Source organism: Xanthomonas sp. WHRI 7064, from assembly GCF_040202355.2.
GTDB lineage: Bacteria > Pseudomonadota > Gammaproteobacteria > Xanthomonadales > Xanthomonadaceae > Xanthomonas > Xanthomonas arboricola.
In genome coordinates this window covers 1,182,381-1,204,016 of the sequence record NZ_CP167821.1, presented here as the reverse complement: position 1 = coordinate 1,204,016, position 21,636 = coordinate 1,182,381, and the positions used below count along the sequence as shown (strand labels likewise).

Sequence of the window (21,636 nt, the reverse complement as noted above, 5' to 3'; positions counted from 1 at the left end):
AACAAAGGCAGGCCGAAAAACGGCCCGCCGAGACAGGGAAGTATAGCTGGCAGGACGAAACTCCGTCAACTTCACGGAATTCTAACCCTGCTGGCCCATCCAAGGCCGGAAAACGGAGGGCCTCCTGCCCTCCTTTTCGCTTGGCTTACGGCGGTCTTGCGACCGCCGTCGGAGCGCTTACTCCTCGTCCGCGCCAGCGTCGGCCACGGCTGCGACCGGTTCGGCTACCGTCGGCTTGCCCGACAGCGTTTCCATTTCCGAGTCGGTCAGACCCGACGACTTGCGACGTCCGGCGTGATACGCCAGACCGGTACCGGCCGGGATCAGACGACCCACGATCACGTTTTCCTTCAGACCGCGCAGGTTGTCGCGGGTACCGCGCACGGCAGCCTCGGTCAACACGCGGGTGGTCTCCTGGAACGAAGCCGCCGAGATGAACGACTCGGTGGCCAGCGAGGCCTTGGTGATACCCAGCAGCACCGGATCGTACTTGGCCGGCAGTTCGTTGCGCTTGACCAGGCGGGCATTTTCCTCGATGACGCGCTGGCGCTCGACCTGCTCGCCGTTGAGGAACTTGCTGGTGCCCTGGTCGGTGATCTCGACCTTGCGCAGCATCTGGCGAGTGATCACCTCGATGTGCTTGTCGTTGATCTTCACGCCCTGCAGGCGGTACACGTCCTGGATTTCCTTGACCAGGTATGCAGCCAGCGGCTCGACACCCAGCAGACGCAGGATGTCCTGCGGGCTCGGCTCGCCGTCCACCACGGTCTCGCCCTTGGTCACATGCTCGCCTTCGAACACGATGATCTGGCGGTACTTCGGGATCAGCTCTTCGTGTTCCGACCCATCGGTGTCCTTGATGATCAGGCGCTGCTTGCCCTTGGTGTCCTTACCGAAGCTGATGATGCCCGAGCGCTCGGCCAGGATCGCAGGATCCTTCGGCTTGCGTGCTTCGAACAGGTCGGCAACGCGCGGCAGACCACCGGTGATGTCGCGGGTCTTGGACGCTTCCTGCGGGATCTTGGCAACCACGTCGCCCACGCCGACGGCGGCGCCGTCCTGCAGGTTGACAATGGAGCGCGGCGGCAACAGGTACTGGGCCGGCAGATCCGTATTCGGGATCGTCAGGTCGTTACCCTTGCCATCGACGATGCGCACGATCGGGCGCAGTTCCTTGGCATGTGCACCGCGACGCTTCGGGTCGGTGATTTCGCGCGAGGCCAGACCGGTCAGTTCGTCGGTCTTCTCGATGACGGTGACGCCGTCGACGAAGTCGATGAAGCGGATGAAACCGGCCACTTCCGACACGATCGGGTGGTTATGCGGATCCCAGTTCGCCACGCCCTGCCCGGCCTTGACCGCATCACCGTCCTTGGCGGTGATGGTGGCGCCGTACGGCAGCTTGTAACGCTCGCGCTCGCGGCCATGGCCGTCGAGCACGGACAGTTCGCCCGAACGCGAGACCGCGACCAACGCGCCGCTGGCATGCGCCACCGACTTGAGGTTGTTGAACTTCACCGAACCGGTGGTCTTGACGGTGATGTTGTCCACCGCCGCCGCACGCGATGCCGCACCACCGATGTGGAACGTACGCATGGTCAGCTGGGTACCCGGCTCACCGATCGACTGGGCGGCGATGACGCCGACCGCTTCACCGATGTTGACCTGGTGACCACGTGCGAGATCGCGACCGTAGCAGCGTGCGCACACGCCGAACGAGGACTCGCAGCTGATGGTCGAACGCACCTTCACCGACTGCACGCTGGCGTCTTCCAGCTTGGCAACCCAGGCTTCGTCCAGCAGCGTGTTGCGGGTGACGATCGGCTCTTCGTCGTTGCCCGGCAGGTACACGTCCTCGGCCACCACACGGCCCAGCACGCGCTCCTTCAACGGCTCCACCACGTCGCCGCCTTCCACGATCGGGGTCATGATCAACCCTTCGGTGGTGCCGCAATCGACTTCGGTGATCACCACGTCCTGCGCCACGTCGACCAGACGACGGGTCAGATAACCCGAGTTCGCGGTCTTGAGCGCGGTATCGGCCAGACCCTTACGGGCACCGTGGGTGGAGTTGAAGTACTCCTGCACGTTCAGGCCTTCGCGGAAGTTCGCCTTGATCGGCGTCTCGATGATCGAGCCATCCGGACGCGCCATCAGGCCGCGCATACCGGCCAGCTGACGGATCTGCGCCTGGCTACCACGCGCACCGGAGTCGGCCATGATGTACAGCGAGTTCATCGACTTCTGGTCGATGGTCTCGCCCTTGGCATTTTCGACCTTCTCGGTACCGATGGTGTCCATCATCGCCTTGGCGATGCGCTCGCTGGTACGCGACCAGATGTCCACGACCTTGTTGTAGCGCTCGCCGGCGGTGACCAGACCGGACTGGTACTGCTCCTGGATTTCCAGCACTTCGGCTTCGGCCTCGGTGAGGATGCCCTTCTTCTCGTCCGGGATCAGCATGTCGTCGATGCCGATCGACACGCCTGCACGGGTTGCGTAGGCATAGCCGGTGTACATCAGCTTGTCGGCGAACACGACGGTGTCCTTCAAGCCCAGCAGACGGTAGCTGGAGTTGATCAGACGCGAGATGTTCTTTTTGGTCATCTCGGTGTTGGCCAGCTGGAACGGCAGGCCTTCGGGCAGGATTTCGCTCAGCAGTGCACGACCGACCGTGGTGTCCACGATCGAGGTGCCGCTGCTGCGCTTGCCGTCGGCTTCCACGTCCACCTGGGTGATGCGGACCTTGACCTTGGCGTGCAGTTCCACCACACGGTTGTCATAGGCGCGCTTCACTTCGCTGGTGTTGGCGAACACCATGCCCTCGCCCTTCTTGTTCTCCAGGGCGCGGCTCATGTAGTACAGGCCCAACACCACGTCCTGCGACGGCACGATGATCGGCTCGCCGTTGGCCGGCGACAGGATGTTGTTGGTGGACATCATCAGCGCACGCGCTTCCAGCTGGGCTTCCAGCGAGAGCGGCACGTGGACGGCCATCTGGTCACCGTCGAAGTCGGCGTTGAACGCAGTACAGACCAGCGGATGCAGCTGGATGGCCTTGCCTTCGATCAACACCGGCTCGAACGCCTGGATGCCCAGACGGTGCAGGGTCGGCGCACGGTTCAGCAGCACCGGATGCTCGCGGATCACTTCTTCCAGGATGTCCCAGACTTCGGCTTCTTCGCGCTCGACCAGCTTCTTGGCCGCCTTGATGGTGGTGGCCAGGCCGCGACGCTGCAGCTTGGCGAACACGAACGGCTTGAACAGCTCCAGCGCCATCTTCTTCGGCAGGCCGCACTGGTGCAGCTTGAGGTACGGACCGACGGTGATGACCGAACGACCGGAGTAGTCCACGCGCTTGCCGAGCAGGTTCTGACGGAACCGGCCCTGCTTGCCCTTGATCATGTCGGCCAGCGACTTCAGCGGACGCTTGTTGGTGCCGGTGATGGCACGGCCGCGACGGCCGTTGTCCAGCAGCGCATCGACCGATTCCTGCAGCATGCGCTTCTCGTTGCGCACGATGATGTCCGGCGCATTGAGCTCGAGCAGACGACGCAGACGGTTGTTGCGGTTGATCACGCGGCGGTACAGATCGTTCAGATCCGAGGTCGCGAAGCGGCCGCCATCCAGCGGCACCAGCGGACGCAGATCCGGCGGCAGCACTGGCAGCACGGTCATGACCATCCACTCCGGACGGTTGCCCGATTCCAGGAAGGCTTCGATCAGCTTGATGCGCTTGGTGAGGCGCTTGAGCTTGGTTTCCGAACCGGTGCTGGCGATTTCCTCGCGCAGGCGGGTCATTTCCGACTGCAGGTCGATCGTGCGCAGCAGTTCGTACACGGCCTCGGCGCCCATGGCGGCGTCGAAGTCGTCGTTGTACTCCTGGCGTGCGGTCAGGTACTGCTCTTCGGTCAGCAGCTGGCGGCGCTCGAGCGGGGTCAGGCCCGGCTCGGTGACCACGTAGGCTTCGAAGTACAGCACGCGCTCGATGTCACGCAGGGTCATGTCCAGCATCAGGCCGATGCGCGAGGGCAGCGACTTGAGGAACCAGATGTGCGCGACCGGCGAGGCCAGGTCGATGTGACCCATGCGCTCACGACGCACCTTGGCCAGGGTGACTTCGGTGCCGCACTTTTCGCAGACCACGCCGCGGTGCTTCATGCGCTTGTACTTGCCGCACAGGCACTCGTAGTCCTTGATCGGTCCGAAGATGGCGGCGCAGAACAGGCCGTCACGCTCGGGCTTGAAGGTACGGTAGTTGATGGTTTCGGGCTTCTTCACTTCGCCGTAGGACCACGAACGGATCAGGTCGGGCGATGCCAGCGCGATCTTGATCGCGTCGAAATCCAGCGTCTGGCGCTGTTGATTGAAGAGGTTGAGCAGGTCTTTCATTTGATATCTCCGGGTCGGAGGAATTTCGTAGCTGAGATGAAACCGAGGGCCTTACGTTCCGGATCCCGGCGCCGCATCGCGGCGCCGGGATCCAGCTCGATCACTCTTCCAGTTCCATGTTGATCGCCAGCGAGCGGATTTCCTTCACCAACACGTTGAAGGATTCCGGCATGCCCGCGACCATCTCGTGCTCACCATCGACGATGTTCTTGTACATCTGGTTGCGGCCCTGCACGTCGTCGGACTTCACCGTCAGCATTTCCTGCAGGGTGTAGGCCGCGCCGTAGGCTTCCAGCGCCCAGACTTCCATCTCACCGAAGCGCTGACCACCGAACTGCGCCTTGCCGCCCAGCGGCTGCTGGGTGACGAGGGAGTACGGACCGGTCGAGCGTGCATGCATCTTGTCGTCGACCAAGTGGTTCAACTTCAGGTAGTGCATGTAGCCAACCGTGGTCTTGCGATCGAACGCTTCGCCGGTACGACCGTCGTACAACTGGGTCTGACCGCTCTGCGGCAGTTCGGCCAGTTCCAGCATGCGCTTGATTTCCGCTTCGCTGGCGCCGTCGAACACCGGGGTGGCCATCGGCACGCCATCGATCAGGTTCTTGCCCAGGTTGAGCAATTCCTCATCGCTGAACTGCGACAGGTCCACGCGCTGTGCATTGATCGCGCTGTCGTGGTTGTAGATGTCGTCCAGGAACTTGCGCAGCTCGCTGACCGCCGCCTGGGCTTCCAGCATGCGCTGGATCTTGCGACCCAGGCCCTTGGCGGCCCAGCCCAGATGCACTTCCAGAATCTGGCCGATGTTCATACGCGACGGCACGCCGAGCGGGTTCAGCACGATGTCGACCGGCTCGCCGGTGGCCATGTACGGCATGTCCTCGACCGGCACGACGTTGGAGACCACACCCTTGTTGCCGTGGCGGCCTGCCATCTTGTCGCCCGGCTGGATGCGGCGCTTCACTGCCAGGAACACCTTGACCATCTTCAGCACGCCCGGTGCGAGGTCGTCGCCCTGAGTGATCTTGCCGCGCTTGTCGGCAAAGCGTGCTTCGAATTCCTTCTCGTGCGCCTGGATCTGCTTCTGCGCACGCTCGATGGCGTCGGCAGCGTCTTCGTCCTTCATGCGCAGCTGGAACCAGTCGGACTTCTTCAGGCCGTCCAGATACGCGTCGGTGACGTTGTCGCCCTTCTTCAGGTTCGGACCGCCGTTGGCGACCTTGCCCACGATCTGCGAACGCAGACGTGCGTAGATGGCCGCTTCCAGGATACGGAACTGGTCGTCGAAGTCCTTCTTGACGCGCTTGATTTCGGACTCTTCGATCTGACGCGCACGCTTGTCCTTCTCGATGCCGTCGCGGGTGAAGACCTGCACGTCGATGACGGTGCCGTCCATGCCCGGGGGCACGCGCAGCGAGCTGTCCTTCACGTCGGACGCCTTCTCACCGAAGATCGCACGCAGCAGCTTTTCTTCCGGGGTCAGCTGGCTCTCGCCCTTCGGCGTGACCTTGCCGACCATGATGTCGCCGGCGCGCACTTCCGCACCGATGTACACCACGCCGCTCTCGTCCAGACGGTTCAGGGCCTGCTCGGACACGTTCGGGATGTCGGCGGAGATTTCCTCCGGCCCCAGCTTGGTGTCGCGCGCAACGCAGGTCAGTTCTTCGATGTGGATCGTGGTGTAACGATCTTCTTCCACCACGCGCTCGGAGAGCAGGATGGAGTCTTCGAAGTTGTAGCCGTTCCACGGCATGAACGCGATCAGCATGTTCTGACCCAGCGCCAGCTCACCGATGTCGGTGGACGGGCCGTCGGCCAGCACGTCGCCGCGCGCGATCACGTCACCCACGTTCACCAGCGGACGCTGGTTGATGCAGGTGTTCTGGTTGGAGCGGGTGTACTTGATCAGGTTGTAGATATCCACGCCGGCATCGGTGCCGCCGCCGATTTCTGCCTCGTTGACCTTGACCACGATGCGGGCCGCGTCGATCTGCTCGATCACGCCACCACGCAGTGCATTCACGGTCACGCCCGAGTCGCGCGCAACTGCACGCTCGATGCCGGTACCGACCAACGGCTTCTGCGAACGCAGCGTCGGCACGGCCTGGCGCTGCATGTTGGCGCCCATCAATGCGCGGTTGGCGTCGTCGTGCTCCAGGAACGGCACCAGCGCCGCGGCGACCGACACGGTCTGCATCGGCGAGACGTCCATGAAATGCACTTCGGCCGGCGGCTTCAGCAACGACTCGCCCTGGAACCGGCACGGCACGAACTGCTCGGTGAGCATGTTCTTGGCGTCGGTCAGCGCGTTCGCCTGGGCGATCACGTACTCGTTTTCCTCGATCGCCGACAGGTATTCGACGTCGTCGGAGACCTTGCCGTCCAGCACCTTGCGGTACGGCGTCTCGAGGAAACCGTACTGGTTGGTGCGGGCGAACACGGCCAGCGAGTTGATCAGGCCGATGTTCGGGCCTTCCGGGGTTTCGATGGTGCAGACGCGGCCATAGTGGGTCGGATGCACGTCGCGCACTTCGAAGCCGGCGCGCTCGCGGGTCAGACCGCCTGGGCCCAGTGCGGAGACGCGACGCTTGTGCGTGACTTCCGACAGCGGGTTGTTCTGATCCATGAACTGCGACAGCTGCGAGGAGCCGAAGAATTCCTTGATCGCCGCAGCCACCGGCTTGGCGTTGATCAATTCCTGCGGGGTCAGACCCTCTGACTCGGCCATCGACAGGCGTTCCTTGACAGCGCGCTCGACGCGGACCAGGCCCACGCGGAACACGTTCTCGGCCATTTCGCCGACCGAACGCACGCGACGGTTGCCCAGGTGATCGATGTCATCGACCACGCCGCGACCGTTGCGGATCTCGGTGAGCACCTTGATCACTTCCAGGATGTCGGAGGTGTCGGTGTGCTCGGCGACCAGACGCTTGGATTCTTCGTCGTTGCGCTCGGCAAAGTACTTCTTGTCGTACAGCACCGACTCGCCCAGCACGTCCTTGCGGCCAACGCGACGGTTGAACTTCATGCGGCCGACCGTGGACAGGTCGTAGCGCTCGAAGGTGAAGAACAGGTTGTGGAACAGGTTCTGTGCGGCTTCCTTGGTCGGCGGCTCGCCCGGACGCATCATGCGGTAGATCTCGACCAGCGCTTCGAGCTGGGTCTTGGTCGGATCGATCCGCAGGGTGTTGGACAGGTACGGACCACGGTCCAGATCGTTCACCCACAGGGTGCCGACCGCATCGACGCCGGCCTTGCGGAACGCTGCCAGCTGGTCTTCGGTGATCTCGTCGTTGGCATTGGCCAGCAGTTCGCCGGTGGAGCCATCGACCACGTCGTGCGACAGGATGCGGGTGAGCAGGTAGTCGTCCGGCACGGCCAGCGCGGCAACGCCGGCGGCTTCGAGCTGCTTGACGTGACGGGCGGTGATGCGCTTGCCCGCTTCCACGATGACCTTGTCACCATCGGCCAGGTCGAAGTTCAGCGTTTCGCCACGCAGACGCTCCGGCACCAGCTCCAGCTGCACGCCTTCGTCCGGATTGATGTGGAACGTATTGATCTCGAAGAACTCGGCCAGCATCTCTTCGTTGCTGTAGCCAAGCGCGCGCAGCAGGATCGACACCGGCAGCTTGCGGCGACGGTCGATACGGGTGAACAACGCGTCCTTCGGGTCGAACTCGAAGTCCAGCCAGGAACCGCGGTAAGGGATGATGCGGGCGCTGTACAGCAGCTTGCCCGAGCTGTGGGTCTTGCCACGGTCGTGGTCGAAGAACACACCCGGCGAACGGTGCAGCTGCGAGACGATGACGCGCTCGGTGCCGTTGACGATGAAGGTGCCGTTGTCGGTCATCAGCGGGATTTCGCCCAGATAGACCTCCTGCTCCTTCACGTACTTGATGGCCTTGGTCGACGACTCGCGGTCGTAGATCACCAGGCGCACGGTCACGCGCAGCGGCGCGCCATAGCTCATGCCGCGCTGACGGCATTCACGCTCGTCAAACACCGGCTGACCCAGCTTATAGCCCACGTATTCGAGCGCGGCATTGCCGCTGTAGCTGGAAATCGGGAACACCGACTTCAGTGCCGCGTGCAGACCGAGGTCCTTACGCTTGTTCGGCTCCACGTCTTCCTGCAGGAATTCGCGGTAGGAATCGACCTGGATGGCAAGCAGGAACGGCACTTCGAGAATCGAGCGCTGCTTGCCGAAGTCCTTGCGGATACGCTTTTTTTCGGTGAACGAATAAGACGTCATGAGTCTTCACCCTAGGCTGCGGGGGCCGCGTCGCGGCGGCCCTGAAATAACAAAATTGTCAGTTGGAAGTCGCTGGTATTGCCGGCACCAGCACGCCTTCTCCCGCTACTTCCAACTACCAACTCGGTGAGGCCGGAATCGGGAATGGAGAAATGGGAATCGGATGAGCACGCGATGTTGCATTTGCGATTCCCCAATCCCGATTCTCGATTCCCGCCCGAAACGGCCAAAGGCCGGGAGCTTTACGCTCCCAGCCTTCAGTGCATCACCATGAAACGCTGGCGATGCAAGATGCTGCTTACTTGACTTCGACCTTGGCGCCGGCTTCGGTCAGTTCCTTCTTGATCTTCTCGGCTTCGTCCTTGGTGGCGCCTTCCTTCAGGATGCCGCCGGCTTCGGTCAGATCCTTGGCTTCCTTCAGGCCCAGGCCGGTCACAGCGCGGACGGCCTTAATGACGCCGACCTTGTTGGCGCCGCAATCAACCAGCACCACGTTGAACTCGGTCTGCTCTTCGACCACGGCGGCCGGGCCAGCTGCAGCGGCAGCGACCGGAGCGGCGGCGGAGACGCCGAACTTTTCTTCGATGGCCTTGACCAGCTCCATCACTTCCATCAGGGACTTCTCGGCGATGGCGTCGACGATCTGTTCGTTGGTAAGGGACATTGTGATTACCTTTAAATGATTTTCTGGATTGGGGTTCTAGCAAACGCTAGGACATCAAGCTTCGGCAGTCTCGGCGACCGGCGCGGCGGCTTCGTCGCCACCACCCTGCTTGTCGCCCACGGCCTTGACGGCACGGGCAAACATGGCAGCCGGTTCGGACAGCACGCGGGCCAGCATGGCCAGGGCCTGATCGCGGGTCGGCAGCGAAGCCAACACGTCGACGTGGCCAGCCGGGAACAGTTCCCCGCCGATGGACACGACCTTGGCCTGCAGCTTGTCGTTGCCCTTGGCGAATTCCTTGATCAGGCGACCGGCAGCGCCGGGCTCCTCCATCGAAAACGCATACAGCAAAGGACCGACCAGCTTGTCAGCGACGACAGCGAAATCAGTACCTTCAACGGCGCGCGCAGCCAGGGTGTTCTTGACAACTTTCAAGAACACGCCGGTTTCGCGGGCCTGCTTGCGCATCGCGGTCATCTGGGAGACCGTGATGCCAGCGTATTCGGCGGCGATCAAGGAGTGAGCCTTGGCGGCGATGTCTGCCAGCTCGGCGACTACTTCTTGCTTCTGAGACAGATTGAGAGCCATTGCACTCCTCCGTTAAAGCCGGGATTGGTGATTGGTGATTGGTGATTCGTCGAAAGCCATGAAGCCGCTCCTGCAAATCCCCAATGCCGAATCCCTCATCCCCGCTTCAAACTACTCCGCTCGCGGCTCCTGCCGGTTGCGGTCCAGGGCAGCCTCCTTCCTGGAAGCCGGGAACATCGACCGATGTTCCTTTGGTGGCCGTTCTAGACCTGGAGTGGGCTCGATCCGGGATGTCCCAGACGCGCGTAAACCAGAAAGCTCCAGAAGGGCGACACCATCTACGCCGGCCGGCTCTTGCGAACCTGATTAAGCGATCCCGCTGCATCGACGGCGACTCCCTGCCAGTGCGAGCATCCATGCCCGTCGTCGATCTGCGCTGACCGCGCCTGCGGTCTTTGACGGCTACCGCCGGACATGCCGGCGATCGCCTTCAAAATGTCCGTTACCCCAAAGGAGGGAACGGACTCCCAGCACACGGTGACCCGGGCCGGAAAAACAATGCTGTACTACATCGACGGGTCAGGCCCATGACAGGCCCGACCCCTCAACTCACTTCAGCGCAAGGCTGGACTGGTCGACGGTCACACCAGGACCCATCGTCGAGCTGACCGACACCTTCTGCAGGTAGGTACCCTTCGAGGTGGCCGGCTTGGCCTTGATCAGATCCAGCAGCAGCGCCTGCAGGTTCGACTTCAGCGCTTCGTCATCGAAGCTGGCCTTGCCGATGGTGCAGTGGATGATGCCAGCCTTGTCGGTGCGGTAACGCACCTGACCCGACTTGGCATTCTTGACCGCTTCGCCCGGGTTGGCCGACACGGTGCCGACCTTCGGGTTCGGCATCAGGCCGCGCGGGCCCAGCAGGGTGCCGAGCTTACCGACGACGCGCATCGCGTCCGGGGTGGCGATGACCACGTCGTAGCTCAGATCGCCGGCCTGCATCTTCTCGGCCAGGTCGTCCATGCCCACCGCCTCGGCACCAGCGGCCAGGGCTTCGTCAGCCTTGGCACCGGCCGGTGCGAACACGGCAACGCGCACGCTCTTGCCCGTACCGGCCGGCAGTACGGTCGAACCGCGCACCTGCTGGTCGGACTTCTTGGCGTCCACGCCCAGGCGCACGGCAACGTCGATCGACTCGACGAACTTGGCCTTGGTCACGGTCTTCAGGATCTTGATTGCGTCTTCGAAGGCATAGGTCTTGCCCGGAACGACAGCGGCCGCAATGGCCTTAACGCGCTTGCTCTGTGCCATGTCTTAGCCCTCCACCGTCAAACCCATGCTGCGGGCAGAACCCGCAATCGTACGCACTGCCGCTTCCAGCTCGGCCGCCGTCAAATCGGCTTCCTTGACCTTGGCGATCTCTTCCAGCTGCTTGCGCGTCACCTTGCCCACCTTGTCGGTGTTGGGGCGCTTGGAACCGGAAGTCACGCCTGCAGCCTTCTTGAGCAGCACACTGGCCGGGGTGCTCTTGGTGATGAAGGTGAAGGTACGGTCGGAGTACGCAGTGATGACCACCGGCGTCGGCAGACCCGGCTCCAGCTTGGAGGTCGCTGCGTTGAACGCCTTGCAGAATTCCATGATGTTCAGACCGCGCTGACCCAGGGCAGGGCCGACCGGCGGTGCAGGATTGGCCTGACCGGCCTTGACCTGCAACTTGATGTAAGCAGTTATCTTCTTTGCCATTTCGATACTCTCCGGGTGCTAGCGCCTTGACTGCAGGCTCCCCATCGGACCGGGAAATCACGTGTCCCGGCTTCACGTTTCTGACCACACGCAGATGGCTGCCATGCGGCAGCCATTGGTTCCCGGCGGTTCGCCAGGTCAGCGAGCCGCGCACTATAACAGCATTCAAGGCGGGCGCCTAGACGGCGCCCGGCCGGCGTCAGCCCTTCTCGACCTGGCCGAACTCGAGCTCGACCGGCGTGGAGCGACCGAAGATGAGCACGGCAACCCGCAGCCTGCTCTTCTCGTAATTGACCTCTTCCACCACGCCATTGAAGTCGTTGAACGGACCATCGGTGACGCGCACCATCTGACCCGGCTCGAACAACACCTTCGGACGCGGCTTCTCGACGCCGTCCTGCACACGCTGCAGGATTGCATCGGCTTCTTCGTCGCGAATCGGCAACGGACGGTCAGCGGTGCCGCCAATGAAGCCCATCACCTTGGAAGTCTCCTTCACCAAGTGCCAGCTTTCATTGTCGATGCGCGGAATACCGGCCTCTTCGTGGGTCTCGATCTGCACCAGCACGTAGCCGGGGAAGAACTTGCGCTCGGACCGGCGCTTCTGGCCGGCGCGCATCTCGATGACTTCTTCGGTCGGCACCAACACGTCGCCGAAACGATCTTCCATCTCGGTACGGGCGATACGGTCGCGCAATGCCTGCGCAACAGATTTTTCGAAGCCTGAATAGGCGTGAACGACATACCAACGCTTCACTGCTTGATTCTCCTCAACGAGCCAGGAACCACTGCGTGAGCTTCTGGATGACGAAGTCGAAGCCGCCCAACAGCAAACTCAGAATGATCACAACAACAATCACGACCCAGGTCGTGCGAATGGCTTCCTGGCGCGTCGGCCAGACCACCTTGCGCAACTCAAACCTGGATTCGGACATGAATTCACGGGTTTCCCGGCCTTTGCCGGTTCCCAAAAATACGAATGCGCCCGCCACCAACCCTACGATCACGGCCAGCGCACGCAACTGCGGCGTCCAGGCTCCGAACTGGGTGGCGCGCTCGGGCGCAGAAAACCAGAACCACACAAACAACCCCGCGATCACCAGGAGCGCGGAGATGACGTATTTCACGATATCAGCGCTGGCAGCAGACGCGCTTTTGGAAGGCTCGATTTTGCTATTCATCCGGCTCTAGTTACCGATCTGACCCGAATCGCTGGGCCGGAAAGAGGAGTGGCACGCCAGGAGGGACTCGAACCCCCAACCTGCGGTTTTGGAGACCGCTGCTCTGCCAATTGAGCTACTGGCGTATGTACTCGTTTACCGCAAACCCTAAGACAACGAAGGCGGACCGCGGTTCAGCCGGCCCGCCATTCGTTTGAATCCAGCCGCCACGAGGCGACTGGACGCAGGCACTTACTTGATGATCTTGGCAACCACACCGGCGCCGACGGTACGACCGCCTTCACGGATGGCGAAGCGCAGACCTTCGTCCATCGCGACCGGGTTGATCAGGGTCACGACCATCTTCACGTTGTCGCCCGGCATCACCATCTCCACGCCTTCCGGCAGCTGGCAAGCACCAGTGATGTCGGTGGTACGGAAGTAGAACTGCGGACGGTAGCCCTTGAAGAACGGGGTATGACGGCCACCCTCATCCTTGGACAGCACGTAGACTTCGGCTTCGAACTCGGTGTGCGGCTTGATCGAACCCGGCTTGCACAGCACCTGGCCGCGCTCGACGTCGTCACGCTTGGTGCCGCGCAGCAGCAGACCGGCGTTGTCGCCTGCCTGACCCTGGTCCAGCAACTTGCGGAACATTTCCACGCCGGTGACGGTGGTCTTCTGGGTGTCGCGGATACCGACGATTTCGATTTCGTCGCCAACCTTGATGATGCCGCGCTCGATACGACCGGTCACCACGGTGCCGCGGCCGGAAATCGAGAACACGTCTTCGACCGGCATCAGGAACGGACGGTCGACGTCGCGGGTCGGCTCCGGGATGAAGGTGTCGAGCGCGTCGACTAGCTTCAGGATCGCCGGCACGCCGATGTCGCTCTGATCGCCGTCCAGCGCCAGACGCGCCGAACCGTGGATGATCGGGGTGTCATCGCCCGGGAAGTCGTACTTGCTGAGCAGCTCGCGCACTTCCATTTCGACCAGCTCGAGCAGCTCGGCGTCGTCGACCATGTCGGCCTTGTTCAGGAACACGACAATGTGCGGCACACCGACCTGACGCGAGAGCAGGATGTGCTCACGGGTCTGCGGCATCGGGCCGTCAGCAGCCGAACACACCAGGATCGCGCCGTCCATCTGCGCCGCACCGGTGATCATGTTCTTGACGTAGTCGGCGTGACCGGGGCAGTCGACGTGCGCGTAGTGACGGTTCGGGGATTCGTATTCGACGTGGGCGGTCGAAATCGTGATGCCGCGCGCCTTCTCTTCCGGCGCCGCGTCGATCGCGTCATACGCCTTGAACTCGCCACCGAAACGCTCAGCACCGATCTTGGTCAGCGCGGCTGTCAACGTGGTCTTGCCATGGTCAACGTGACCGATGGTGCCGACGTTCACGTGCGGCTTGGTGCGCTCAAATTTAGCTTTTGCCATGGGTGCGTGTCTCGGTAATCGTTTGGAGTTAAAGACGATTGAGTAGTGGTGCTCACGAAAGGAATCGAACCTTCGACCTCCTCCTTACCAAGGAGGTGCTCTACCGACTGAGCTACGTGAGCGAGTTTTGCATTATGCCATGCATTTGCGTTCAATGGAGCGGGAGACGGGAATCGAACCCGCACCATCAGCTTGGAAGACTGAGGTTCTACCGTTGAACTACTCCCGCGCCGGGAACTGCATGCCACAACGTGAAACTGGTGGAGGGAGGTGGATTCGAACCACCGAAGGCGTAAGCCAGCAGATTTACAGTCTGCCCCCGTTGGCCGCTTGGGTATCCCTCCAGCTTTTACTACCGGACCGGTGCGCGATGAGGCGAATTCGGTTCGGGGTGAAGCAGCCCGTTATTTTGTTGTGGGATGCATGCAGTGTCAACAAAAATTTTGAGCAAATCGTCAGTGCCGAAGACGCGCGACCATCGGGGTCGCGCGCAACCGGTCAGACGTTGAAGCGGAAGTGCAGCACGTCGCCTTCCTGCACGCGGTATTCCTTGCCTTCCAGACGCAGACGCCCCGCATCGCGCGCACCGGCTTCGCCGCGGTGCTTGATGAAGTCGTCGAAGCCGATCGTCTCGGCGCGAATGAAGCCCTTCTCGAAATCGGTATGGATCACCGCTGCCGCCTGCGGCGCGGTCGATCCAGCCCTGACCGTCCACGCACGCACTTCCTTGACGCCGGCAGTGAAGTAGGTCTGCAGGCCAAGCAACTTGTAGGCGGCGCGGATGACGCGATTCAGGCCCGGCTCGTCCAGACCCAGATCGGCCAGGAAGGTGTCGCGGTCCTCGTCGTCGAGCTGCGACAGCTCTTCTTCGATCGCTGCCGAGACCGGTACCACTTCGGCGCCTTCGGCCAACGCATGCCGACGCACCGCGTCCAGGTGCGGATTGTTCTCGAAACCGTCCTCAAGCACGTTGGCGATGTACATCACCGGCTTGAGCGTCAACAGGAACAGATCGCGCACCAGCGCCTTTTCATCGTCGTCCAGGCCGGCTGCACGCCCCGCCTTGCCATCGGCCAGCGCGGCCTGCAACTTGGCCAGCACCGGCTTGCGCGCCGCGGCATCCTTGTCGCCACCCTTGGCACTGCGCTCGGCACGGTTGAGCGCCTTTTCCACGCTGTCCAGATCGGCCAGTGCCAGTTCGGTATCGATGGTTTCGATATCGCTGATCGGGTCGACCTTGTTGTTCACATGGATGACATCGTCGTTTTCGAAGCAGCGCACCACGTGGGTGATCGCATCGACTTCGCGGATGTGCGCCAGGAACTTGTTGCCCAGCCCTTCGCCGCTGGCCGCACCTGCCACCAGGCCGGCGATATCGACGAACTCGACCGCGGTCGGAATCAGCTTCTGCGGCTTGACGATCTCAGCCAGTTGATTGAGGCGCGGATCCGGCACCGGCACGATGCCGACGTTCGGCTCGATGGTGCAGAACGGAAAATTGGCCGCAGCGATGCCCGCCTTGGTCAGCGCATTGAACAGGGTCGACTTGCCGACGTTGGGCAGGCCGACGATGCCGCATTTGATACCCATAGGTTTTCCAGTGAATGGAGAATCGGGAATCGAGAATGGCAAGAGCAACGCTCCTCCCATTCCCGATTCCCCATTCTCTATTTTTCCGTATGCAGGCGCTTCATCGCCTCGTTGAAATTACCGTCCAGTGCCAGCGGCAGGACATCGATGGCTGCGTCCACTGCAGTGCCGATTGCCGCGTCGTCGTCGCGCCCTGCCCGTCCCAGCACCCAGGGCACCACGCGGTCCTTGTGGCCGGGATGGCCGATGCCGATCCGCAAGCGATGGAATTTGCCGTGTCCCAGCAGGCGAATGGTATCGCGCAGGCCGTTCTGGCCGCCGTGGCCGCCATCGAACTTGAGCCGCGCGATGCCCGGCGCAAGATCCAGTTCGTCGTGTGCAACGAGCAGTTGCTCCGGCTCGATCTTCCAGAACCGCAACGCGGCGGTGATCGATTTGCCGCTGAGATTCATGAAGGTGACCGGCTTGAGCAGCCAGACCGATTGCCCGGCGATCTCGACCTTGGCGGTCTCGCCGAACAACTTGGCGTCCAGCCCCCAGCGCACGCCATGGCGCTCGACGAGGGCATCGACGAAACGAAACCCGGCGTTGTGCCGGGTTTGCGCGTGTTCCGGACCGGGATTCCCGAGTCCGACAATCAGGCGGAGTGCAGACATGCCAGTGACCGCAGCCGATCCCGCGCAGCGCGAGGGATCGGCCGACGGCTTACTTGGTCTCGGCGCCTTCGCTGCCTTCTTCACCGGCAGCGTCTTCTTCCTCGATCCGCACGTGCTTGGCAGCAACCACCGCCACGTCGTGCTCCTTGCCCAGCTTCAGTTCCGGAATTTCCACACCGGCCGGCAGCTTGATCTCGGACAAGTGGATCACGTTGCCCACTTCCAGGGCACCCAGGTCCACTTCGATGAACTCCGGCAGATCCTTCGGCAGGCAGACGACCTGAACTTCGTTGAGTTCGTGGGTGACGACCACTTCGCTGGACTTACCGGCCGGCGAGGCTGCTTCGTTGATGAAGTGCAGCGGCACGGCGGCGCTGAGCTTCTCGTTGGCGCTGACGCGCTGGAAGTCGATGTGGATGATCAGCTGCTTGAACGGATGGCGCTGCATGTCACGCAGCAGCACCTGCTGCACGTCGCCATTGAGGTTCAGGTCGAGGATCGACGAGTAGAACCACTCGTTCTGCTGGGCAAGCCAGATCTGCTCATGGTTGAGCTGGATGCTGACCGGCTCGAGTTCGCCACCGTAAACGATGGCCGGAATGACGCCAGCGTGACGTAGGCGGCGGCTCGCACCCTTCCCCTCGTTCGCGCGGCGCTCGACCTTGATTTCGTGAGTCTTTGCCATGTTGTTTCACTACCTAGATTGGAATACCGCCTCGCGGCGATGAAGCGTCTCACCCGCGACCAGGCGAGACGTAGTACCGGCACCCGGAACTCCGGGCGCCGAATGCGGCATCAGTCGACGTAGAGCGAACTCACCGACTCGCCGAAGGCGATACGGCGAATGGTCTCGGCCAGCAGTTCGGCCACGCTCAGCTGACGAATCTTGGCGCAGGTGCGCGCGGCTTCGTTCAGCGGAATCGTGTCGGTGACCACCAGCTCGTCGAGCTGCGAATTGTTGATGTTGTCCACTGCCGGGCCGGACAGCACCGGGTGGGTGATGTAGGCCACCACCTTGAGCGCGCCGCGCTGCTTCAGCGCTGCGGCGGCGGCGCACAGGGTCCCGGCAGTATCGACCAGGTCGTCGACCAGCACGCAGGTCTTGCCCTGCACGTCGCCGATGATGTTCATCACCGTGGCGACGTTGGCGCGCGGACGGCGCTTGTCGATGATGGCCAGATCCGCATCGTCCAGACGCTTGGCGACGGCGCGCGCGCGCACCACGCCGCCCACGTCCGGCGAGACCACGATCAGGTTGTCGGTGCCGTAGGCACGCCAGATGTCGGCCAGCAGCAGCGGCGAGGCATAGACGTTGTCGACCGGCACATCGAAGAAGCCCTGGATCTGGTCGGCATGCAGATCCACCGTCAACACGCGGTCGGCCTCCATCGCACAGATCATCTTGGCGGCGACCTTGGCGGTGATCGGCACGCGCGAGGAACGCATGCGGCGGTCCTGGCGCGAGTAGCCGAAGTACGGGATGACCGCGGTCACCGACGCGGCGCTGGCGCGCTTGAGCGCGTCGATCAGCACCAGCAGCTCCATCAGGTTTTCCGCGCTCGGCGCGCAGGTCGGCTGGATCACGAACACTTCCTGCCGGCGCACGCTTTCCTCGATCTCGACCTGCACCTCGCCATCGGAGAAGCGCGTGACCAGCGCCTTGCCCATGCGAACGCCGAGCTCCTTGCAGATGCTCAGGGCAAGCGGTTTGTTGGCATTGCCGGAGAACACCAGCAGGTTACGTTGGTCTTGCATGGGATCTCTCGGGCGGCGGCAAAGAGCGTGCGGGCGATGGTTGAGCTGGACAAAGCCGACCAAATGCCGGGCTTTTCGTTGAATCTCCGCACATGGATGTGCGGGCTATTGCAGGGGACCTGCATGTACGACTGTTGCAGGGGGACCTGCATCAACAACTGGCAGGGGCGGTAGGATTCGAACCTACGAATGCCAGGATCAAAACCTGGTGCCTTGGGCCTCTTGGCGACGCCCCTGCATCAAACCTGTCTCGCGTCCAGCGCGTCGAGCAGTGGCGAGTGCGCTGCACCTTCCACGACCCACGCCCTCAGGCTGCCCGGCAACTGCGCCATGGCCTGCTCTGCAGCAGCGCGCGTGGCGAATTCGACGAAACACCCGCTCCCTGACCCGGTCAAACGCGGCCTCCCGATCCTGGACAGCGCCTGGAACACTGCCTCGATGGCGGGTTCACGGCGCCGCAGGACCGGCTCGAACGCATTGTCGAGCAGAGAACCCGAAGCGAAGTCCGCTATTTTCACGGGCGCGGCATCCCGCGTCAATTCCCGTGATTGAAATAAGACCGGGGTGGGCACGTGAATTCCCGGATCGACCAGCACGTAGGACGCCGCCGGGAGACCGATCGGGGTCAGTTGCTCGCCAACACCCTCGGCCCAGGCATTGTGCCCGCGCACGAACACCGGCACATCGGCACCCAGCCGCAGCCCCAGTTCGGCCAGCGTGTCGACCGGCAAGCCCAGGCCCCACAAGGCGTTCAGCGCGACCAGCACGGTGGCGGCATCCGACGAGCCGCCGCCAAAGCCGCCGCCAGCGGGGATGCGCTTGTCGACCCGGATGTCGGCGCCGGCCTGCGTGCCCGCGCTGGATTGCAGCAGGCGCGCGGCCCGGATGACCAGGTCATCGTCTTCCGCCACGCCGGGCAGGCTGTCGCCGATGCGCCGGATCAGGCCGTCGTTGCGCAAACGAAGATGAATGGTGTCCCCCCAGTCCAGCAGCCGGAACGCGGTCTGCAGCAGGTGGTAGCCATCGGCGCGGCGCCCGACGATCTGCAGGAACAGGTTGAGCTTGGCCGGCGCAGGCCACGCCGACCAGCCCGTCTCCAGCGCGGACATCAGGGCGATACCGTCCACTGATCGACCAGCAGGCGCACCTTGGCCTCGCCGTTGCGGGCTTCGATGCGCTGCGGCAGCTCGGGCTGGCCGGCGCCCGCCGGCGCCCAGGCGAGAAAATCGATCGTCCAGCCATCCTGCTGCACGGTACGCGGCCGCCCGGCCGCATCCAGATCCGCGCGTTCGGCACCGGCGTCGGCGATGCGCAGCGCGCGGACCCAGTCCGGCATCTGGTTGACCGGGATGGTCCAGCCGGTCGCTTCCAGCAGCACCTGCTCGGCATCCGGGCCGCTGCGCGGGCCGCCGTCCAGCCCTTCCAGGCGTCCGCCGCCGCTGGCGGTATCGCCGGTGAGCACCCAGCTCTGCCGGGTCACCGGCGCGCTGAGCTGCACGCGGTATTTCGCACCGTCCTGTTGCCAGTCGATGCGGCCGCTACCGCCGTTGCTGCCCTTGCTGATCGCCACCCGGCCCTGGAACGACCAGGCCGGATGCGCCTGCAGCCAGGCCTGGCGTGCGGCTTCGGCCTGACGCGCACCCTCGGAAACCTGTTCGACCACTGCGGCGCCACCGCCCTGCCCGCGCGGCACGCTGACGCAGGCCGACAGCCCGACCAGCACCAGCCCGCTCAGGGCCAGTGTTCGGATCGTCCCGCTCATAGCCCGAATTTTTCCACGGCGCGTTGCAGCGCGCGGTTGTCCGGATCCAGACGCCGCGCCTCATCGAAGTAGCGCCGCGCTTCGTCCTGCTTGCCGCTGACCCACAGCACCTCGCCCACGTGCGCGGCGATTTCCGGATCCTTGACCAGGGCCCAGGCACGGCGCAGTTGCACCAGGGCTTCCTTGGTGCGGCCCATGCGATACAGCACCCAGCCGTAGCTGTCGACGATGGCCGGGTTGTCCGGGTCGGCGGTGCGGGCGCGGTCGATCAGCGCCAGCGCTTCCTTGTAGCGGGTGGTGCGGTCGGCCAGGGTGTAGCCCAGCGCGTTCAGCGCCGCCACGTTTTCCGGCTCGGCCACCAGGATCTTGCGCAGGTCGGCCTCGGCACGCGCGACATCGTCACGGCGCTCCCAGGCCAGGCCGCGGGCGTACAGCAGGGCGCCGTCGTCCGGGTAGGCGGCCAGGCCGCGCTCGAAGGCATCCAGCTCGCCCGCTGCATCGTCGGCGCGCTGGTGCAGCTCGGCTTCGAGCACGTAGGCGTCGCGACGCGCGTCGTCGTCGGCGCTGGCATCGCTCTGCAATGCGCGGGCTTCGGCGAGCGCCTCGGGCTTGCGGCCCAGCTCGTACAGGGCGCTGGCGGCGCGCAGGCGTGCCTCGCTCAGCTGCGGCCCCCCGGGCACGCCGCGATACCACTCCACCGCCTCGTCGTAGCGCTTGAGGAATTCGGCGATCTTGCCGAGCAGCAGGCGGCGGTCCGGGTCGGGCTTGGTGGCGTTGCTCTTGAGCTCGCCATACAGCGCCTCCAGTGCGGTGCGATCCTTTTCCTTGGCCAGCATGGAGGCACGCAGCCCGTAGGTCTGGGTGTCCTGCGGCCCGGTCGACAAGACCCGTGCGGCGGCTTCGGTCTGCCCCATGGCGTCGTAGGCAAAGGCCAGCGCGCCACGCAGCTCCGAATCCTTGACCGCCTGCGGCTCGACATTCTTCAGCAGTGCCAGCGCTTCGTCGTTCTTGCCTTCCTGCTGCAGCTGGGTGGCGTGCAACAAGGCCACGCGCGGCTCTTCGGGGAAGCGGCGCACCACTTCGTCGACGATGCGCTTGGCCAGCGCCGGGCGCTCCATGCGCAGGGCGAGCCGGCCGAACTCCTGCCAGGCTTCGATCTGATTGGGGATGGCGCCGGCCTTGACCAGGTCTTCGAGCACGTCGGCAGAGGCTTCCGGCTCGCGCCCGCCATTGGCCAGGGCGATCAGGGCAAAGCGCCAGCCGCGCGGGTCGGGCTCCTTGAGCAGGCCGAGCAGGTCACGGCGGGCGGTACGCAAGTCGTTGCGGCGCAAGGCCAGCGAGGCTTCGGTACTGCGCATGGACATCGACGAGGGTGCGCGGGCACGCCACAGCGCCAGCGCCTCGATCGCACGCGGGTCGTCGTTGGCCAGCATGGCGATGCGGGCAGCGCGCTCGGCCAGCCCGGCATCGCCAGCCTCGGCCTTGGCGGCGTCCAGGTAGGCGCGGGCGGCATCGTCCAACTGCCCGGCCTGCAAGGCGAATTCGCCTGCGAGCACCGGCTCCAGCGAGGTGGTGCCGGCGCGACCGGGCGGCGGCGCGGGCGGTGCTTTCTTGGGTGCTGCAGTGGCACTGGTGGAGACTGCGACCAGCAAAAGAACACACAGGATGCGAATCGGTACAGGCATCGGGGGCAA

16 protein-coding genes and 5 tRNA genes are annotated in these 21,636 nt (G+C 63.6%); all 21 read right to left on the bottom strand.

Annotated features, from left to right (window positions below; all coding sequences use genetic code 11):
• Positions 1 to 177: 177 nt before the first annotated feature.
• Entirely contained in the window at positions 178 to 4,392 is a 4,215-nt protein-coding gene (rpoC, locus tag ABQY74_RS05150; RefSeq protein ID WP_039524480.1) for a DNA-directed RNA polymerase subunit beta', read from the bottom strand.
• A 100-nt stretch (positions 4,393 to 4,492) separates the two neighbouring features.
• On the bottom strand, positions 4,493 to 8,644 hold the full coding sequence (gene rpoB / locus ABQY74_RS05145; RefSeq protein ID WP_016900677.1) for a DNA-directed RNA polymerase subunit beta: 4,152 nt from the start codon (positions 8,642 to 8,644) through the stop codon (positions 4,493 to 4,495).
• Positions 8,645 to 8,942: 298 nt separating this feature from the next.
• A complete protein-coding gene (rplL, locus tag ABQY74_RS05140; RefSeq protein WP_016900679.1) occupies positions 8,943 to 9,308 on the bottom strand; it encodes a 50S ribosomal protein L7/L12 in 366 nt (121 codons plus the stop codon).
• 54 nt (positions 9,309 to 9,362) lie between these two features.
• Positions 9,363 to 9,896 (bottom strand): 50S ribosomal protein L10, encoded by a 534-nt coding sequence (gene rplJ, locus ABQY74_RS05135; protein WP_016900680.1) that lies wholly within the window; start codon positions 9,894 to 9,896, stop codon positions 9,363 to 9,365.
• A 549-nt stretch (positions 9,897 to 10,445) separates the two neighbouring features.
• A complete protein-coding gene (gene rplA / locus ABQY74_RS05130) occupies positions 10,446 to 11,144 on the bottom strand; it encodes a 50S ribosomal protein L1 (RefSeq protein ID WP_016900681.1) in 699 nt (232 codons plus the stop codon).
• Positions 11,145 to 11,147: 3 nt separating this feature from the next.
• The gene (gene rplK, locus ABQY74_RS05125) at positions 11,148 to 11,576 is read right to left on the bottom strand and encodes a 50S ribosomal protein L11 (protein ID WP_016900682.1); all 429 of its coding nucleotides are present in this window, start codon (positions 11,574 to 11,576) and stop codon (positions 11,148 to 11,150) included.
• 199 nt (positions 11,577 to 11,775) lie between these two features.
• On the bottom strand, positions 11,776 to 12,333 hold the full coding sequence (gene nusG, locus ABQY74_RS05120) for a transcription termination/antitermination protein NusG (RefSeq protein ID WP_016900683.1): 558 nt from the start codon (positions 12,331 to 12,333) through the stop codon (positions 11,776 to 11,778).
• A gap of 13 nt (positions 12,334 to 12,346) precedes the next feature.
• A complete protein-coding gene (secE, locus tag ABQY74_RS05115) occupies positions 12,347 to 12,757 on the bottom strand; it encodes a preprotein translocase subunit SecE (RefSeq protein ID WP_016900684.1) in 411 nt (136 codons plus the stop codon).
• A gap of 49 nt (positions 12,758 to 12,806) precedes the next feature.
• Positions 12,807 to 12,882: transfer RNA gene (locus tag ABQY74_RS05110), tRNA-Trp, on the bottom strand.
• A 106-nt stretch (positions 12,883 to 12,988) separates the two neighbouring features.
• A complete protein-coding gene (gene tuf, locus ABQY74_RS05105; RefSeq protein ID WP_024938571.1) occupies positions 12,989 to 14,179 on the bottom strand; it encodes an elongation factor Tu in 1,191 nt (396 codons plus the stop codon).
• A 46-nt stretch (positions 14,180 to 14,225) separates the two neighbouring features.
• A tRNA-Thr gene (locus tag ABQY74_RS05100) sits at positions 14,226 to 14,301 on the bottom strand.
• Positions 14,302 to 14,334: 33 nt separating this feature from the next.
• A tRNA-Gly gene (locus tag ABQY74_RS05095) sits at positions 14,335 to 14,408 on the bottom strand.
• A 29-nt stretch (positions 14,409 to 14,437) separates the two neighbouring features.
• Positions 14,438 to 14,523: transfer RNA gene (locus tag ABQY74_RS05090), tRNA-Tyr, on the bottom strand.
• 154 nt (positions 14,524 to 14,677) lie between these two features.
• On the bottom strand, positions 14,678 to 15,769 hold the full coding sequence (ychF, locus tag ABQY74_RS05085) for a redox-regulated ATPase YchF (protein WP_016900686.1): 1,092 nt from the start codon (positions 15,767 to 15,769) through the stop codon (positions 14,678 to 14,680).
• Between the two features lie 77 nt (positions 15,770 to 15,846).
• Positions 15,847 to 16,425, bottom strand: coding sequence for an aminoacyl-tRNA hydrolase (gene pth / locus ABQY74_RS05080; RefSeq protein WP_349793561.1), 579 nt, complete (start codon positions 16,423 to 16,425; stop codon positions 15,847 to 15,849).
• A gap of 49 nt (positions 16,426 to 16,474) precedes the next feature.
• Positions 16,475 to 17,110 carry a 50S ribosomal protein L25/general stress protein Ctc gene (locus ABQY74_RS05075; RefSeq protein WP_016900688.1) on the bottom strand — a complete coding sequence of 212 codons (636 nt, stop codon included), beginning with the start codon at positions 17,108 to 17,110 and terminating at the stop codon, positions 16,475 to 16,477.
• 110 nt (positions 17,111 to 17,220) lie between these two features.
• Positions 17,221 to 18,180 carry a ribose-phosphate diphosphokinase gene (locus ABQY74_RS05070; protein ID WP_002811729.1) on the bottom strand — a complete coding sequence of 320 codons (960 nt, stop codon included), beginning with the start codon at positions 18,178 to 18,180 and terminating at the stop codon, positions 17,221 to 17,223.
• Positions 18,181 to 18,339: 159 nt separating this feature from the next.
• A tRNA-Gln gene (locus tag ABQY74_RS05065) sits at positions 18,340 to 18,416 on the bottom strand.
• Positions 18,417 to 18,419: 3 nt separating this feature from the next.
• On the bottom strand, positions 18,420 to 19,307 hold the full coding sequence (ispE, locus tag ABQY74_RS05060) for a 4-(cytidine 5'-diphospho)-2-C-methyl-D-erythritol kinase (protein WP_104556005.1): 888 nt from the start codon (positions 19,305 to 19,307) through the stop codon (positions 18,420 to 18,422).
• Positions 19,289 to 19,942, bottom strand: a complete 654-nt coding sequence (gene lolB, locus ABQY74_RS05055; RefSeq protein WP_102583836.1) for a lipoprotein insertase outer membrane protein LolB — start codon at positions 19,940 to 19,942, stop codon at positions 19,289 to 19,291. Before lolB ends, ispE begins: the two co-directional genes overlap by 19 nt.
• A complete protein-coding gene (locus tag ABQY74_RS05050) occupies positions 19,939 to 21,627 on the bottom strand; it encodes a tetratricopeptide repeat protein (protein WP_026063966.1) in 1,689 nt (562 codons plus the stop codon). Before ABQY74_RS05050 ends, lolB begins: the two co-directional genes overlap by 4 nt.
• Positions 21,628 to 21,636 lie beyond the last annotated feature (9 nt).